Genomic DNA, 17,569 nt, shown 5'->3' with positions numbered 1-17,569 from the left:
CGCTCCGGGCGCTCACTCCGGTCACTGCGCTTAACGCTCACCAGCTTAGGCCGGAGATAGAGCCTGACGGCTCTTTGAGGATGGCCGATGCCGCCTGTTATATTAGGTGGCGGCATCGGCCATCCCAAGAGAAAGCGCAGCTTTCTAAGAAAGGCCTAAGCGGATGGGCGTAAAGCGTAGTCTTTGTCCGGAGTAGCCCAGCCGGTTAAGCCTTGATCTTTTGGTTACTTTTGGATCAAGCCAAAAGTAACAAGAAAATCATCAATTATGATTCATTTTCTGAAAAAACTATCGAGTGCCTTTTTAGCCCTTTTTGGGCCTCTCTGAGGTATAGTGTTTATACATAGCTCTTTATGAATAGGGTATCTTGCAGGTCTCTATAGCTGTTTTTGATGTCGACGGCTGTTCATTTATTCGATCAAATTGCCTTCCAAATCAAATTTGACGACGGTTCCATCTCCCAAATTAAAAGTAAATCCGTCTTTGCCATTCCAAGAAGAGAAATGTGCATTGAGATCTTCCGGGTATCGATAGCGTATATATGAATAGGCCTTGTCATAAGCACTGGGTTCTATCTTTTCTTTATTGATAAATATACCTTGTCTATCAAATAGCAGACCTGTACCATCCGTCAATTCGATCAGATAATGATCCGATATTTCTATCCTTGTGATTTTAGCGTCATATTGTGCGCTTACATATTCATGGATGCCCGAAGGTAATGTAGCTATTAACGATTCCGGTACAGGATAGCCATGTCCGTTCATTTTGAACCATTGTCCTGCCTCATCTGTTGTGAAATCGAATCCGTTGGGAATTGAAATGTTGAAAATAATCCTGTCTTCATGAAGAGGATGGCTGATTGCTATATGGTGCAATTCTCCGAAATAGGTTTTGACGAATTTGTTGATGGTTTCGTACGGGATAACGACCGGTTTTGCATTCAGATTAATAATCACAGTAGTGCTGCTACTTATCCTTATATGATATTCGGGAGAGAAAAAAGCCATCCTTGTTACGGCGACGTCAGAATATTCTTGTAGCATTTCTTTTACTTTTTCGGGCAACGATTCAATAAGCGAAGCCGGCAGCAGTTGGTCGTTTCCTTCAATCAAGGTCCAATCCAGATTATGATTGAATCTTAAATCCATATTATTTTCCAGATATATCAGATAGGTGTAATCCCCCTTGTCTTTTTCATCTTCTTTTTCTTTATATAATACCTCCTTGTAGTCCACATCAGGAAAATGTGTTGATATGAAGTTCCGGATTTGTGAAGGAAGTGAAGTATATTCGTCTTTATTAAGTTCATATCCTAAGAATTGACTCTCAAAAGACTGAAATACCAGTTTCTTGTTATTTCCCAATACAACACCTGTCCCCTGATCTTTCTGAAAGACCTTGGTGATCACTTCATTCTGGTGATTTGTTTGGATGTAGGACAGTATGTCTCTTAAAAGAGGCCTGAGCTGTTCTTGTGGGGTTTGTTCAGTGGCGTTAACTTGTTGCCATATTCCTTCTTCATTAAATTCCACCGTTATTTCATACGGAAGATATACTTTGTATGGATACATGGAGGTCGAATCTATAATGTTGATCTTCTCGGCTTTCTCTAATGTTAAACCGGGGAAGACATTGGAAAGAAACGATTTGATGTAAGGAGGCAGTGCTTCAGCTTCTATTTCTTGTGTCCTTTCCATTTCGTCATTGGAACATCCGTAAAAAAATGAAACCAGAGACAAACTCAATACTAAACATAATGCACGTAGTAGTGTTTTCATATATTTTCTGCTTTGTGGTAAACTACACAAATGTAAGAGAATATCTGGAAGATACGAATGTATCGGAGTTAAATATGATTAATCTTGCCGGGTATAAAAAAAGAGACACTCTTGTGAAGTATCTCTTTTTTCGCTCTTCCTCTTGGACTTGAACCAAGGACCCTCTGATTAACAGTCAGATGCTCTAACCAACTGAGCTAAGGAAGAAAATATGTCTTTTTCAGTCTTTCCCGATGTCTTTCCTGCTCTTCCTCTTGGACTTGAACCAAGGACCCTCTGATTAACAGTCAGATGCTCTAACCAACTGAGCTAAGGAAGAAAATATGTCTTTTTCAGTCTTTCCCGATGTCTTTTGCTCTTCCTCTTGGACTTGAACCAAGGACCCTCTGATTAACAGTCAGATGCTCTAACCAACTGAGCTAAGGAAGAATAATTTTTTTCAGTTTAGTACTTATCGTACCCCTTTCTGAAATTGCACTGCAAAAGTAGAGGTTCTTTTTGAAATATGCAATATCTTTGCGAAAAAAAATAGAAAAAATGAATACGATTGGATTAGGAAACGCTTTGGTAGACGTTCTGCTGAGGCTTGAAAACGATGATGTGTTGGCGGAAGTAGGCATACAGAAAGGCGCAATGGATATGATTAACCAGGAACAGATGATTAAAATCCGTAAGTCGCAGGAAAGCCTCGAACGTAGCCAGGCACCGGGCGGTTCGGTATGCAATACTATGCGTGCGATGGCAACTTTAGGAGCAAATGCCGGATTTATAGGTAAGATCGGTTCTGATTCCGTAGGTGAATATTATGAAGAAGCCTTGAAAAAAGCGAATGTCTCTCCCTATTTTGCCAAGACAGATGGTATTTCCGGTAGCTGTACGGTTTTGATTTCACCGGATGGCGAGCGCACGATGGGGACGTTCCTCGGACCGGCCCCGACGATCATACCGGATGAAATTACGGAAGATATGCTTTCTTCTTACCAATGTATCTATATCGAAGGCTATCTGTTGGTGAACGAAGAGCTTGTACGCACCACTATGCAGAAAGCAAAGAAGTTGGGATTGAAGGTCGCCCTCGACCTTTCCAACTTCAATATCGTGAATGCTTTCCGGGGGCTGCTGGACGATATTATCCCTAAATATGTCGATATTCTTTTCTCTAACGAAAGCGAGGCGGAAGCCTTCACCGGGCTGAAAGCGCACGAAGCTGTCAAAGTCCTGTCGGAACAGGTGGAGATTTCTTTAGTTACTTTAGGAAAAGAGGGTGCCTTGGTGGGAAGCAAAGGACAGGTCATCGCTGTTCCGGCTGAAGGGGGCAAACCGGTTGATACGACGGGGGCCGGCGACCATTTTGCTGCCGGATTCCTGTACGGGCAGTCGGTCGGTGCGACATTGGAACAGTCGGCCCGTATCGGTTCGCTTCTGGCAGGCTACATAATCGATGTGATCGGGGCACAGATACCGGATGATAAATGGGAACAAATAAAGTTAAAAGTAAATGGTATATTGGCCTGACAAGCGTTTATTATATACATTTACGTCGTTAATTAACTAAATATTCTATGTATAAACAACGAGAGAAAATAATAGCTCTTTTTAGTTTGCTGCTCCTGTTGGGTGGCGTGACCCCCGGACAGGCACAGAAAGACAACCGTTTCGAGGTTAGTAAAAACCTGGATATCTTTAACGCTCTGGTAAAAGAGGTGGAAATGTTTTACGTGGATTCGGTCGACGTCGAGAAAACGGTACGCCGGGGGATCGATGCCATGTTAGGAGGGCTGGACCCTTATACCGAATACTACCCTGAGCAGGAAATGGATAAGCTCAAATTCATGACGACCGGTGAATATGGCGGTATCGGTTCTTATATCCGTGAACGGAAAGAGGGCGGTGTCTATATTATCGAGCCGTTTGAAGGGATGCCGGCTGCTTTGGCCGGATTGAAAGCGGGCGACCGCATCCTGGCGATCGACACGGTGGATGTGACCGACAAATCTTCGGATGAGGTAAGCGCCTTGCTGAAAGGTGTCCCCAATACGAAAATGGTATTGAAGATACAGAGTCCGTATGACAAGAAACCGCGTGAAGTGGAACTGGTGCGTAAACAGATTCTGGAAAACCAGGTTACTTACTATGGTGTGCGTGGTGACGGTGTAGGTTATATTTATTTGAAGGGTTTTACGGATAAGAGTGCGCAGGAAGTGAAAAATGCGTTCGAGGATCTGAAAAAGAACCATCACATTAAATCGTTGATTCTGGATTTGCGTAACAATGGCGGCGGTCTGCTGGAAAGTGCCACGCAAATTGTCGGCATGTTCGTCCCGAAGGGAAAAGAGGTGGTTTCGACAAAAGGAAAGATCAGCCAGTGGGACCGTACCTACCGCACGCCTAACGAACCGCTCGATACGGTGATCCCGATGGCTGTCCTTATTAACGGAGCTTCTGCTTCTGCTGCCGAGATCGTTTCGGGTTCTTTGCAGGATATGGACCGTGCCGTGTTGGTCGGACAGCGTTCTTTCGGAAAGGGGCTCGTGCAGTCTACCCGTGAACTTCCGTATAACGGGAGTGTGAAAGTGACGATGAGCAAGTATTACATTCCCAGCGGACGTTGTATCCAGCAGATGGACTATTCGCACCGGAAAGCCGATGGAAGTGTCGGGGCTATTCCGGATAGCCTGACATCTGTCTTTTATACATCCAAAGGGCGTCCCGTGCGGGATGGAGGCGGTATTACCCCTGACTTCAAAATAGAAGAACCGGAAACGCCGACCATGATGTTCTATTTGATGACGGATTTTATCCTGACGGATTTTGTCGCCAACTGGTCACAGAAGCATAAGAAAATCGCTTCGCCTGAAGATTTCGAGGTGACGGACGAAGACTTTGAAGCTTTCAAGCAATATGCCAAAGAAAAGAACTTCACCTATGACCGGCAGAGTGAAAAGCTGTTGAAGAATCTGAAAGAGGTAGCTAAGTTTGAAGGCTATATGGATAACGATTCCACTATCTTCAAGTCTTTGGAAGCTAAACTGACTCCGGATCTGGAACGGGATTTCGATCGTAACAAGGATCAAATCAAGAAGCTGTTGACTTCCGAGATCATGAAGCGTTATTATTTCCAGAAAGGCGAGCTGGTAAACAGCCTGAAGGAAGATGACGTTTTGGATAAGGCGCTGGAAGTGTTGGGTGATCCGGAGATTTACAAGCAAACGCTTAGCGCTCCCGAGAAAACCGAAGAACAACCGGTAACCAACAAAAAGCCTGTATCCGGTAAAGGAGGAGGAGAAATGGCTTACCAGTATAATCCCGGCATATTCTTTGTATAAGTAATTTGTCATAATAACAGACTTCGTAGGGGACTAAACTAACCCTTGAGTCTGTTTGTTTTTGAACTTGTCACGCAAGTTATTGACTAATGATAAAAATAAAAAAACGTGATATTTAGTTGACAAACTTGATATGCAGCACTACCATCTCCGAAACAGTCCCGACCCGGTAGGGAGGTCCGGCTATCCCGATGCCGGAAGATACATAGAACTGGGTCGGTCCTTTCTTATGGTAGCCGTACGGACATTCGTAGATCAGTTTCATTGCGAGGGGGTAGGGCCATAGTTGCCCGTTATGGGTGTGCCCGTGGAGTCCGAGGTCTACTCCGTTCATCGCCATTTCGGCAAACGACCAGGGTTGATGATCCAATACGATGACCGGCTTGGTTGTGTCGATACCTGCCATAAGCGCATGCAACGGTTTTCTTTTCTTGTTGATATAGTCGTCCCGTCCGATCAGGTAGAAGGATGAATCCGGCCGGGCAACGGAATCGATCAGAAGCGTTGCCCCTGTTTTCTTCAGCCAGCGGTATTTGGCTATGCGGTTGGCACGATACTCATGGTTGCCATACACCACATATACACCTAACGGGGCTTTCAGCTGTTTCAGATCCTCTTCTATACGGGCTTTTTCAGCAAAGCGGGATTCATAATCCATGATATCGCCTACCAATACGACCATGTCGGGATGCTGTTCGTTGCTCATCTTCACGTATCGTTGTACCAGTTCCTTGCCGATCACTTCCCCGATATGGAGATCGCTCATCATGACAATCGTCATGCTATCCCGGTCGCTGCTCCCTTTGGGAAGGGTGACATATACATCTTTGACCACCGGGTAGGCAACGACATGATAAGCATGAAACATCAAGCCGGTCACAAAAACTATGATCAGGAAGAATAAAGTCAGTTTTGTCTGCCTCCAATGTGCCGTAACCCAACCGGGGAACCAATGGAAAAAGCGGTTGCCCAGACGTAGCACTTCTAACAGGAGCAGGGAGAGGGTGATGTAAAGAGAAGCGATATACCAGGTGTTGCAAATATACTGGATGGCAATCATGACAGGATCCGGCAGCACATTGCGGAATGTAAAGCCGAAGAAGAAGAGAGATAATTCAAGGATAAAAAACAAGATATAGGGAATCCGCCAGCTCTTTTTGGGAGGAATTGCCTGATACCCTCTCCAGAAGATATAAGGATTCAGTAATATCTGTGCAACTATCGATTGAATGAAAACCCTCATTTTAAGCTATTTATAAGTAATGTTGAATACGACAAGTTCGCTGTCGGTGCCGATCCTGAAAGGAGGCCCCCAGAGCGAAAGGCCGGAGGAAACATAAACATGGCTGTCCCCCCACTTGCGGTAACCGTAGCTTTGTTCGAATATATGGTCGGTAATAAGGCTGAGCGGCCATACCTGTCCGCGATGCGTATGCCCGCTGAACTGAAGGTCGATGCCTGCATGTTCCGTATCCGACAGATTGTACGGTTGATGATCCAGAAGAATAACAGGTTTTGCCGGGTCAATGTTTTTCGTCAGCTCCTGCAAGGATAGCCGGGATTTGTTGCTGCGGTCATCCCGTCCGACTATTTGTATACCGTTAGGCAGCGTTACGACTTCATCCCGCAACAGGTGGATCGGTGTCTCATTAATAAATTGTATGCTTTTCCGTATGCCACTGATGTATTCATGATTCCCCGGTACCATGTAAATACCTAAAGGGGCTTTCAATTCCGCTAATTCCTCCATCATCTTCTCTTCATAAAGGGGAACTACGCTGTTGTCGATCAGGTCGCCACCTATCAGGATCAGGTCCGGCTTTTGTGCGTTGATCATCCCGACATATTGTTTGAGTTCTTCCTTGTCTGTCCCGTATCCTAAATGGATATCGCTGACGGAAACAACTTTCAACGGTTGTTCGTTATGAACCGCCTGCTTGTTGATAACTATGTTGATAACTTCTGTTTTCGGGTGTTGATAATTATAATATCCATAACTTAACAGGCTGAGTGTTAGAAATAAGGACATATAAAACCCATATTTGAACGGAAAGTTGAAAAGTCGGAATAAGTCGAATACGATCAGAAACAATACCATATAAAGCGTAAAGACCAACCAGCCGGTTCCTATTTCGTGGGCCGTATGGGCCAAAACGACTGGTAATTTTGTATCTCGAGCCAGGAAGCTACCGATGAATGCTAATGCTCCGCACCAAAACAGTACAGCTAATAAAACTTTAACCCCGAAAGGCTGAGCTACCAAAGCCTGTGCCCCTCTCCTGAATATATAAATGTTTCCTGCAAGATAAATACTAATGAGGACAACAAAAAATGTCGGCATAGTTGTAAATTTTCGGCAAAAGTACGGAAACAATTTTAGTTATTCTCGTATTTAATCCGGAATTTGTCCAACAAAGCCTTGAAATGGTCTTGGGCAGTCAGGCAGGTGTCGGCAAGCTTGAAGTGTCATTATATAATACAAAGATAGGTTCCCTTGCCGATATCAACAAGGAAACCTATCTTATACTTCATTTACCGTTATGATATTACAATTTGAAATTGTTTGGTTTGATATTCCAGCCTTTCACAACGAATGTCGGTTCGGATGGCATATCGCTTGTGGCCGTTTCTATGATGACGGTTTTACTTTCTCCCGGTAAGAGCGAGAAGAAGTTGTCTGTGTAGAAGCTGGGGCGCACCGGCTTTTTGTCCTGATCGAGCAATTGAAGCTGGGTGAAGAATGCTACGGTTGAAGACGGGTTCCTTATTTCTGCTTTAATGAAATGGCGGTCGCCTTCTTGATAAGCTTTGTAGCGAGTCTTCAATTGTACCTGTTTCAGTTTCGACAGATCTTCGAAGCCGGATGAGGTCGGGCCTGTCAGGGTCTTGCGACCTTCATATTTATCGTTAGAGCGCCAGTAGAATGTATTGGCGACTTCTTTCCCTTTCGTATCGAACAGACGTAGTTTTATAAAATGAACTTGCGTGATGTTCTGAGGAAAGTCGATTGTGAAGACATCGTTTACGACACCGTCTTCCGGGATATCGATCTTCTGGCTTTTGCTCCACACCTTCTTGCTGTTCAGATCGTAGACTTCGGCAGCTACCTTATAGCCGTTGAATGCCTGATAGTAGTCATTATAAACGGAAACCGTATTTTTCAGATAATCAAACTGGGCATGAAGCGGTTCCAATGCGTTCTGGGTATGATATAAAGAGGCGGTCGGTTCCAAAGAATAATCCCACATACGGGCGCAAACCTGACTTACAGGACAGTTATGATACCAGAACAATAAGCCTGATGCATAGCGGTCGCCATAACCGAATTTGTTATAGTTCCAGACTTCCCAGATCGATTTGGAGTTCATGGCACCGACTGCCTGACCTTTGGTGGCAAACTCTTCGATGGAGGAGGAAGGACCATAATGGTTGGTAAGGTCTGTGTACATGGTTGACATGAGATGGAATCCTCCGCCATCATGATAATCCCATACCTCTTTATTGATCGGCCAGAGATCTTTTTCGTCCATTACTTCGCGGAGCGTTTCGACTGTCGGGATAGTGGGCGAACCATATTCCGGGTTGAAGCCATCGACACGGCTACCGCGTTCGGAGGCCGTATTCTCGTAGTGCTGCATCGGGTTCACCTGTTTGTAGGGGCTGCCGTCGTGTACGCCGTCACATTCCGACTGCATCTGGTAGCCGCGTGTCCCATCCAGTTTCATGATCAGGTCTTTTGCTCCCGGCATTTCCGTGCTCTCGTTGGAAGATACATAATAGGCCAGTGAAGGATGGTTGCGCAGGCGTTTTACGGTTGCTTCGACATTACTCAGATATAAATCTTTATCCTGCGGATGTTTGGTGTCGCCGGTCATCCAGAATTCTTGCCAGACAAGGAGTCCCATTTCGTCGCAGAGCTGGAAGAAATAGTCTGATTCGGCAATTCCACCTCCCCACATACGGACCAGGTTGATACCGGATTGTTTTGTATAACGCAATTCTGCATAAGTACGTTCGTCGGAGGTACGGAGCATTCCTTCCGGAATCCAGTTGGTTCCCCGGATGAAGAGCTTCTTGCCGTTCACATAGAATTGGCGGGATTTGTCCGGTGTATTCTGGTCGGATGTAATTTCCCGGATACCGAAACGGGTTTTCGTCTCATCGGACACTTTACCGTCTACGCTTACGGTCAGTTTCAGTTCGTACAGCTCCGGTTTCCCTTTGAAGACCGGCCACCACAGACGCGGGTTCTTGATTGTCAGTTGCGGAAATTCTTCCGGAGTGAAGCAAACCTCCCGCGTTTCTCCCCTGAACAGGCTCAACTCTTTGCTGAATGTGATGTTCTCACCGACGATTTCTCCTTTGACCGTACATTTTACGCCACGCTGTGTCGGGTTTGTCACCTCTACACTGACCGTCTCTTTTGCCAAATCGTAGCTTGGTTTGGAGAGTTCGGATTTGATGAACGGATGGCGGATGACCGCTTTGTCCGTAGCATAGAGGCTGATGTTTTTCCAGATACCGGTATTACGGTCGCGGATACCGTCGTTGAAGGTGAAATCCCAACCGACACTCATCAGCATGGTTGTGTTCAGTCCGATGTTACCGTCTCCGCCATTGTGAAACTCACCGGCGGCTCCCCACTGTTTCGGCTTGATGGTCCCCGGCATATCGACCGGATGAATCTTGATTGCCAGAGCGTTCTTCTGGCCGATGCGGGCGAAATCAGTGATATTGATATATTCCGGTTTGAACATACCGGACATATTGCCAAGCAGATAGCCGTTTACCCATATTTCGGCGCGGTAATTGATACCGTCTACCTGAAGCCAGACGATTTTGTCTTTATAGTTTTCCGGTACGTCAAATTCCGTACGGAACCAATAGGTGTAGAACTCGCGTCCTGTTTTGGCAAGATCCGGGATGATATTCCGGTCTAACTTGTTATTCATGCCATAATAAGGTTCCGGATATACCTTGTTGTGGACGAGGGAGTTCAGGACTGTTCCCGGAACGATTGCCGGCATCCATTGTCCGGTCTGATAGCCTGGTTGCGAGATTTTTTCAGCCGGATCTTTCGTCTCGTCGGCCTTATGCATCTGCCAGGTGAAACTTCCGTTATGTCCTTCTTTCGAATCCAGATATATTTTATCCGGGTTCCGGTAATAATTGGGTGTCTGAGCTTGTGTTAATCCTGAAGACAGGAGTAAGCACAATCCAAAAATAATATGTTTCATCATCTGCTTTTTTAATAGGGAATCGGATCACCAACAGTCTTTTGGGTCGGATCGTAAATTGCCACACCCACTTGTGAATCGGCACATCCGTAATAGAGATACCATTTGTTTTTAAAGAATACAAGCCCTTCGATGAAGACGGTTCCGTCTACATACTGTCCGCTTTTTTCAAAAGCATCCATTGGACGGAAGAAAGGGACATCCAATCGCCCCAATACTTTCATTGGCTCTTTCGAGTCGGTCAGAAGTTGTCCGGCACAATAAGCCCCACCTGTGAAACGCTTGTCCCGTTTGCTATCGTTTGTTTGGTTTTTACCGTTATAAAGCAAAACGATTCCTTTGTCGGTCAAGACTGCGGGGGGGCCACATTCCGTTAAAGCACTGTCAAAATATTGTGGGCGGGGTTTGATGACGGTTGCCAGTTCGTTATTTTCATCCAATATCGGGGTCCAGTTTACCAAGTCATCGGAAGTTGCCGCATAAACAGCATGCTCTCCCCAATACATAAAATATTTGCCTCCAATCTTGGCCAGCACCTGTTTGCCATCTTTGATTGTTGTTACCATCGAACCTGATTTGCAAAACATGTCTTTGAACCGGCCATCGTAGGCTTTAGCGAAAGCCGGACCGTGCTTTTCCCAAGTGATCAAATCGCGTGAAGTCGCAATGCATAAACGAGCTACCTTCCGATTCCATCCCGTATAAGCCATGACATACAAGCCGTCTTCTGTCATTGTGACACGAGGGTCTTCACAACCGCCGGTCCACTCAAACTCTTTAGCATTATCGTTATCCGGATACATCACGGGGGTTTTCCGACGTTTCATGTTTATACCATCTTTTGATTCGGCAAGCCCGATTCGAGAAGTCCGTTTACCTATACCGATTGCCGAATTGTCTTCGGCACGATATAAAACACAGATTTTGCCATCTTTGATGGTGGCTGCCGGATTAAAGACATCGCTTTCTTCCCACCCCATAGATTTTCCTTGCATTGGGCAGTCGAAATGGTTATTAGGATTCGGCGTGATAATCGGATTTACATTAGCCGGTCTGACGAATCCTCCTAATGCCCAATCCGGTAATATGTTTTGCCCATGTCCGAACAAGGGTAAAACAAGCATACTGATGAATATGATACTTTTTTTCATGCTTCAAAAATAAGAAAAAGCACAGATATTCATAGGTTATGATATCTGTGCTTTTTTCGCTTTGTATTATTTTATAATTACTTCGATAATGGAACTGTAGTTGACTGCGCCTTCTGTTTTAGCACCGACACGTACATATATTTTGTTGCCATTTGCTTGTATTTTGTACAGATTGTCCTTGTAGGTTTTATCGTTTTCCAGATCGAAAACGATCGTCCCTTCCTGCTCCTTAACGATTTGCTTTCCTGCTTGGTTGGCATTTCCATTATCGACGCCCGGAGCAAAATTCCAGTAACCGTACACTTCGGATACATTGAAATTGCTACTTGTTGGGTTCACCTTGTATGTAATCGTGATTTTTTTACCTGTAACTTGTGCTGAAGCGTTGATTCTTGCATAAGGAGTTGCTTTCAGATCCAATGTTGTCTGTCCTTTTATGGTTACAAATTCTTCGCAAGGAGAAACAAACGGACCGTTTACAACAATTTTATAATCACAGTTGAACAACTTTGCATTTTCGTATGAACCATCCATCTTTGCATAAAAATCGACCGATTGTGTTGCATCTGTGTTTTGTTCGAACATATTGATAATAACACCTGTGGATCCCTGAACAGGCAGTGGAATCGGTTCATTCGTTTCTGCATCCAGAATTTGTCCTTTGATACCTCCGTTGGGAGATTCATAATTATCCAGATCGCTCAAACAGCTTGTGAAGCATAACGAGCAAACGGCCATCAGTAATAAACTTATCTTTTTCATATCAAATTTCTAAATTAGATGATTAATTGGTATAACCCGGGTTCTGAATGAGATTCGGATTTGAATTCATATCTGTCTGGTTGATCTTTGTATAATAGTTCTTTTCCAAGAAAATACGTTTCTGTTTCGGAGTGTTGGCTCCTCTTTCGAATACATATTTACCATCACGAATATCATACCAAGGATACAATGCCGTTCCTCTGAATCCATTCAAACCGCCTTGTGCTACATCCAAGTGAGCAATTCTCCAACGTTTCATATCCCAGAAGCGATGACCTTCGAATGCCAATTCCACTCTACGTTCGTGACGGATCTTTTCCATATTGATGTTTGACAATAAGGCGATTCCGGCACGTTCACGAATCTTGTTGACTGCATCCAATGCTTCAGATGATTTGTTCAACTCCATTGCAGCTTCCGCCAAATTTAGATAAATTTCTCCTAAACGGAAAACCGGCCATGGAGTTTCTGACTTACCCATATTCATATCGGTCAATGTTTCGTCCCAGAATTTCTTCTGATAGAAACCTGTTTTGGAGGCATCTCCGGCATCGGCTCCACCATCTTTGCCTGATGTGCTATAGGTGACTCCGTTGATTTCAACCGTATTACCACCATCCGGCTGGCTGGTCGCCTGATATCTTTCGTTGTCGGAAACGATGATACCTCTTTTCCATTCGACCTTTGTGCTCTGGCAAGGGGAACCGGGTAGATAAACGGAAGCGAACAAGCGCGGATCTTTGTTTGCGAATACTTCGTAAGGATCGTCGAACCGAAGCTGTTTGCCATTTTCTTCCAACTTCAGAGTGCCTTCTGAACCGTCTATATATTCGTATGATTCAACCATTTCAAGGGTAGGTGCGATACCGCATCCCCAACCACCGGCACGATAAGAGAACGGTGCGTTACGTTTGTCCCAGTCGTGGCCTTTGCCTCCTGCAACGTTATATTGTTTCTGGAAGATATATTCTCCGTTATCACCGTTACCTTTCAGGAACATGTCGCAAAAGTTCTGTGCTTTATTATCGGGCTTTTTGTTGTACAAGGCATATTTGCCGGAAGCGATGATCGTTTTGGATGCATCGTATGCCGTTTGGAAAAAGCGGTCTGCTTCGGATGACGGGATACCTACGAGTCCCTCTTTTTGAACTGTCCCATAGCGAGCAATGGAACCGGCATACAAGGCTGCCCGTGAACATAAGGATAAGGCTACATATTTACTTGCCCGGTATTTGGCTCCGGCATCTCTTGTCTCGGGAAGATCCTGAGCGGCTTCCTGGCATTCTTTCACGATGAAATCATAAATTTCGACTTCTTTATTACGAGGAACCATCAAGGTTTCCAGATTATTGGGGTCATATTGTTGCGGAGCATCAATCAAAGGTATACCGCCATAGCGTTTTACCAATGTGAAATAGTGCATGGCACGAATAAAACGGGATTCGGCCAACAGTAATTTCTTTTCAGAGTCCGACAAGGCTGTCGCTTCCTGTAACTGGCTGATAAAGTCGTTGCAGTTACGGATGTTTTTATAGCGGTCTGCAAATTTTTGTTCAAATAGATGATCTTCATACGTGTATGTCGCATTTCCATTGTCAAATAGAGGATCTTTCTGGAAAGAACCTTGTGCTTCGTCAGACATGGAAGAGGCGTTTTGCAGGCGCCATGAGTCACGATACCAATAGTTGAAATCTTCAACATTCAGGTCATTGTATAGGTTGACCATGACACCATTGATCAGTTTAGGATCTTTCCAAACTTGTTCGGGAGTGATGATGTCGAAAGATTCTTTTTCAAGGTAGTCGGCACATGCTGTCGTACCTAACAAAAGTAATCCACATCCGATATTTTTTATAATTGTTGTCTTCATCGTTTCTTATTTTAGAATGTTAGATTAACACCGAAGTTGAATGTTTTCATTTGCGGATAATAGCGGAACATACCGTCTTTGTTCTCCGGGTCCATGTATTTCATGATGCCTTCGCGGCTTGTTATTGTTGCAGTATTGAAACTGTTTACATAAATACGCAGGTTTTCGATTCCGGCTCTTTGCATCCATTTCTTTGGGAATGTGTATCCTAATTCGATGGTTTTCAGGCGTAAATAGTTAGCCTTTTGTCTTGTCCAAGTATTTGTACCTGCATTGGCAGAGAAACCAGTCGGACGGAGTGCCGGCATATATCCGGGAATCCATTCGCTACTCATATCTGAAGGATCTTCACGATGCCAGCGATCCAAGTTTAGTGTGATACCATTACCAAGACCTTGCTGGATGAATGGAGCCATAAAGTCTCCAGTCGTGAATACTTCATGACCGGCAGCCCCTTGGAAGAAGAGAGTCAAATCGAAACCTTTGTATTCTCCGTAAAGGTTCAATCCATAATACAGGCGCGGTGTATTTCCATGTCCGATCGGCTGGTCGTCCTTTCCGTCGATGATACCATCATTGTTCCAATCCTGGAATTTCAAGTCGCCCGGCATCAATGATTTGTTACCGTTGTTATCCTGGATCGGTGAATTGAGGATTTCTTCGTAGCTTTGGAACTGTCCGATGCAGACTTTACCCCACTGGATATCTTTATAACGATCATTGCTGTTGTTTCTCCAGTCATCATACATATTGGCTGAAGCTGCACGTTCAACATGCTCATTGTAGATACGGGTAGTAGAGAAGTTCCCTTTTACATCGTAGGTGAAATCTCCGATTTTATGACGGTGTCCGAGAACGATTTCAAATCCCTGGTTTCTGTCGGAGTTCAGGTTTTCTACCGGAAGTTCCTGGCCGAATGTCGTCGGTAATGTAAGTTGGCGCTTTGTCAGCAGACCACTTCTTTTACGAACGAAATAATCGAATTCGACATTGATTAAACCGGATAATACGGATGCTTCGAATCCGACATTGGTTGTTTTAGATTCATACCAAGTCAGAGCCAAGTTCGGCATACCTCTGTCCTTTGCTCCGTTCGTCAGACCGCCTGTTCCTAAAACATAGTTTCCTGAGGGATACCGATATCCCATTAAATACTGATAAGCTCTGTATTTGCCATTCTTTTCGTCATCATCGCTATAACCGGTTACCCCTTCATCTCCCACTTTTCCGAAGGAGCCTCTGATCTTGAAGTTGTCGACCATCGGTAATGCTTCTTTGAAGAATGCTTCTTCAGAGACACGCCAACCCAAAGATACGGCAGGGAAGAATCCCCAACGATTGTCCGGGGCAAACTTGTAGGAACCGTCATAACGGAAGCTAAGCTCTGCCAGATATTTGTTGTCGTAGGCATAATTGAGACGTCCGACCAAACCGGCATGAGCGGAAACACGAGCTGTTCCGCCGTTGTTTATGTTTGTCTTGTCACCTGCGTCTATCTGATCGAGTGCTCCGACTGTAAACTGGCGGTATGCTTTCAGGATGTCGGTACGGTCGTTGTAGAATTCCCACAACACCAACGCTCCGATATCATGCTTGCCGAATGTATTCTTATAATTCAGCGAGATTTGTCCGTTCGGTCTGAAATAGTTGTCATTCTGAGTTGTCAACTCTGAAATGGTGTGGCTGCCGGAAGCATTATAAACATCATTGACCGCGTCGTAGGTATATTCATAATATTCTTTATACCATTTTCTGCTGTATTTGTTGTTGTAGTCGTAAGAGAACAACGCTTTTGCGGATAAACCTTTCACCCAGGGCACTTCCCAGTTCAGACCGATTGATCCGTTAAATTCACGGCGATCTCTTCTGTCGTAGCCGACATTGTCGATATCGGACAGATGTACAGGGTTCCCTTTATCACCCGGATTGGACCAATAATCCGGATTGTTGTTAGCGTAAATCGGGAATACGGGTTTTGCCATCTGGATGCTACGGCTTAACGGCTCTGCTTCGTATGGTTTCATTCGAGTATCCAGACGACCGCTTAACTGTAAGTCTACGGTAAAGCCTTTGACGATTTCTGCACTGATATTGGAACGTACATTATATTTTTTATAGTTGAACGCTTTGGATTTGTAGATACCTTCCTGATCTGTCAAACCAAGTGAAAAGAAGTATTTTACTTTTTCTGCACCTCCCGATACGCTTAGATTGTGATAAGTGGCAGGAGCTGTTTTGCGAATGACTTCATCATACCAGTCTGTCGTCCCGATTCCTTGTTTGAAGCGTTCCAGATCTTCAGCTGAATAGGGGGCTGTAACTCCGATATTCTGCTGGGCTTCGTTGTACAAAGTCGCATACTCGTATCCGTTGTAATATTCCGGATAACGGGTAATGTTCTGTATTCCGACATATCCGTTATAATTGATCTTAGGTTTCCCAACTTCCCCCTTTTTGGTTGTAACAAGGATGACACCATTTGCGCCTTTAAAACCGTAAACGGCGGCGGAAGCATCTTTCAAGATACTGATCGATTCGATATCGTTGGCATCGATTTGCTTGAAATCACGTTCTACGCCATCGACAATGACTAAGGCATCACCATAACCACGAATATCGATGCTTGCATCGTCGTCACCCGGAGCACCGCTTCTTTGTACGGCACGTAAACCGGGTAATTTACCTGCTAACGCATTACTGACATTCGGAGTTTTGACAGTGGCGATATCCTTGGCTTGAAGTGAAGCGACCGATCCTGTTACGGATGCACGTTTCTGGACACCGTAACCGACAACGACTACTTCATCCAATGCTTGTGAGTCCTCGGCCAATTTGACTTGGATGTTTGTCTTGTTGTTTACCGGCATTTCCTGGTCTTTGTAGCCGATATACGAAATAACCAGTACGGCGTTCGGGGCTACATTTAATGTGAAATTACCATCCATATCGGTAATCGTACCGTTGGTAGTGCCTTTCTCTACAACATTGGCACCGGCGATAGGGCCTAATGCATCTTCTACCACACCTTTAACTGTGTGTTTCGCTTGTTGTGGGCTGCCTGTTGCTCCTGCCGGTGAGAGAACGATGTAAGAACCTTCGATTTTGAAGGATACATTGTTGTCGAACAGGTTTTGCAATACTTCCTGCAAAGAAGTATTTTCGGCATTTACTGAGACTTTTCGGTTAACATTTACGTTCTTATTGTAAATGAACAGTAAATTGGTCTGGCTTTCAATGTCGTTTAAGATATTTTCCAGCCGGACATTGTTTTTGTTGAGTGTGATGCGTATGCTCTGTGAACTTTCCGTTTCTGCTTGTGCGAACATGGCACAAGAAAGGAAGAACAGAGATGTCATCTTTAAAACACGAGATACACAAATTTTTCTTTTCTTCATCTTTGTGATAGTTAAATAAATGATATTAGATTGAAACTTCATTTTTA

The 17,569-nt window shown here is 44.6% G+C and carries 10 protein-coding genes and 3 tRNA genes; 2 read left to right on the top strand and 11 right to left on the bottom strand.

Annotation, left to right across the window (positions count from 1 at the left end; genetic code table 11):
* Window positions 1-410: 410 nt before the first annotated feature.
* The 4 genes from ACPYIV_RS12515 to ACPYIV_RS12500 all read right to left on the bottom strand — a co-directional run bounded on the left by ACPYIV_RS12515 (window position 411) and on the right by ACPYIV_RS12500 (window position 2,210).
* Window positions 411-1,781, bottom strand: a complete 1,371-nt coding sequence (locus ACPYIV_RS12515; RefSeq protein WP_425883279.1) for a PepSY-like domain-containing protein — start codon at window positions 1,779-1,781, stop codon at window positions 411-413.
* A 133-nt stretch (window positions 1,782-1,914) separates the two neighbouring features.
* Window positions 1,915-1,988, bottom strand: a tRNA-Asn gene (locus ACPYIV_RS12510).
* A 38-nt stretch (window positions 1,989-2,026) separates the two neighbouring features.
* Window positions 2,027-2,100 (bottom strand) — tRNA-Asn (locus ACPYIV_RS12505).
* 36 nt (window positions 2,101-2,136) lie between these two features.
* Window positions 2,137-2,210: transfer RNA gene (locus ACPYIV_RS12500), tRNA-Asn, on the bottom strand.
* A gap of 108 nt (window positions 2,211-2,318) precedes the next feature.
* Between ACPYIV_RS12500 and ACPYIV_RS12495 the strand changes: the two genes are divergently transcribed.
* Together ACPYIV_RS12495 and ACPYIV_RS12490 are read left to right on the top strand one after the other, a co-directional pair.
* On the top strand, window positions 2,319-3,296 hold the full coding sequence (locus ACPYIV_RS12495) for an adenosine kinase (protein ID WP_293734351.1): 978 nt from the start codon (window positions 2,319-2,321) through the stop codon (window positions 3,294-3,296).
* 47 nt (window positions 3,297-3,343) lie between these two features.
* Window positions 3,344-5,107: a S41 family peptidase gene (locus tag ACPYIV_RS12490; protein WP_299360085.1), complete on the top strand. Its 1,764-nt coding sequence runs from the start codon at window positions 3,344-3,346 to the stop codon at window positions 5,105-5,107.
* A gap of 115 nt (window positions 5,108-5,222) precedes the next feature.
* Here the strand turns inward: ACPYIV_RS12490 and ACPYIV_RS12485 are convergent, their stop codons facing one another.
* The 7 genes from ACPYIV_RS12485 to ACPYIV_RS12455 form a co-directional block, all read right to left on the bottom strand.
* Complete coding sequence (locus ACPYIV_RS12485) at window positions 5,223-6,350, bottom strand: metallophosphoesterase (protein ID WP_293740725.1); 1,128 nt, start codon at window positions 6,348-6,350, stop codon at window positions 5,223-5,225.
* Between the two features lie 6 nt (window positions 6,351-6,356).
* Window positions 6,357-7,448 carry a metallophosphoesterase gene (locus ACPYIV_RS12480; RefSeq protein ID WP_425883276.1) on the bottom strand — a complete coding sequence of 364 codons (1,092 nt, stop codon included), beginning with the start codon at window positions 7,446-7,448 and terminating at the stop codon, window positions 6,357-6,359.
* 205 nt (window positions 7,449-7,653) lie between these two features.
* Entirely contained in the window at window positions 7,654-10,347 is a 2,694-nt protein-coding gene (locus tag ACPYIV_RS12475; protein WP_425883274.1) for a glycosyl hydrolase 2 galactose-binding domain-containing protein, read from the bottom strand.
* 8 nt (window positions 10,348-10,355) lie between these two features.
* Window positions 10,356-11,495 carry a glycoside hydrolase family 130 protein gene (locus tag ACPYIV_RS12470; RefSeq protein ID WP_293734346.1) on the bottom strand — a complete coding sequence of 380 codons (1,140 nt, stop codon included), beginning with the start codon at window positions 11,493-11,495 and terminating at the stop codon, window positions 10,356-10,358.
* A 66-nt stretch (window positions 11,496-11,561) separates the two neighbouring features.
* The gene (locus tag ACPYIV_RS12465; RefSeq protein WP_425883271.1) at window positions 11,562-12,257 is read right to left on the bottom strand and encodes a DUF3823 domain-containing protein; all 696 of its coding nucleotides are present in this window, start codon (window positions 12,255-12,257) and stop codon (window positions 11,562-11,564) included.
* Between the two features lie 22 nt (window positions 12,258-12,279).
* Window positions 12,280-14,127, bottom strand: coding sequence for a RagB/SusD family nutrient uptake outer membrane protein (locus ACPYIV_RS12460; RefSeq protein WP_300762788.1), 1,848 nt, complete (start codon window positions 14,125-14,127; stop codon window positions 12,280-12,282).
* An 11-nt stretch (window positions 14,128-14,138) separates the two neighbouring features.
* A complete protein-coding gene (locus tag ACPYIV_RS12455) occupies window positions 14,139-17,522 on the bottom strand; it encodes a TonB-dependent receptor (RefSeq protein ID WP_293740731.1) in 3,384 nt (1,127 codons plus the stop codon).
* Between the last annotated feature and the right edge of the window lie 47 nt (window positions 17,523-17,569).

Source organism: Parabacteroides vesiculifaciens (assembly GCF_049860805.1).
GTDB lineage: Bacteria > Bacteroidota > Bacteroidia > Bacteroidales > Tannerellaceae > Parabacteroides.
The sequence above is the reverse complement of the archived record's forward strand: the minus strand, read 5'-3'. Positions and strand labels throughout refer to the sequence as shown.